The 521-nt window shown below is 58.0% G+C and carries 1 pseudogene; it reads left to right on the top strand.

Annotation, left to right across the window (positions count from 1 at the left end):
• A pseudogene (locus FFR93_RS40505) lies at positions 1–521 on the top strand (conjugal transfer protein TrbE); the annotation flags it as partial.

Raw genomic sequence — 521 nt, 5'->3', positions numbered from 1 at the left:
GAGGCCATCCGCATTCCGACGGTCGACTATCCCACAGAAGACCGTTGCCATTTCCCGGACCCGGTGACCCGCGCGATTGATGCCGAGCGCCGCGCACATTTCGCGCGCGAGCAGGGGCATTTCGAGAGCAAGCATGCGCTGATCCTGACCTACCGGCCGCTCGAGTCCAAGAAGACCGCTCTCAGCAAATACATCTATTCGGATGAGGAAAGCCGGAAAAAATCCTACGCGGACACGGTGCTCTTCGTGTTCAAGAACGCAGTGCGAGAGCTTGAGCAGTATTTTGCCAACACGCTTTCGATCTGCCGGATGGAAACCCGCGAAACGCTCGAGAGGGGAGGGGAGAGGGTTGCTCGCTACGACGAGCTCCTTCAGTTCGCCCGTTTCTGCATCACTGGAGAAAGTCATCCGATCCGGCTTCCGGATGTTCCCATGTATCTCGATTGGATCGCGACTGCTGAGCTTGAGCACGGACTGACGCCGAAGGTTGAGAACCGTTTTCTCGGCATCGTCGCGATCGA

Origin of the sequence: Rhizobium sp. MHM7A (assembly GCF_005862215.1) — a bacterium.
GTDB classification, from domain to species: Bacteria; Pseudomonadota; Alphaproteobacteria; order Rhizobiales; family Rhizobiaceae; genus Rhizobium; species Rhizobium bangladeshense.
This window is presented reverse-complemented; position numbering and strand designations above follow the sequence as displayed.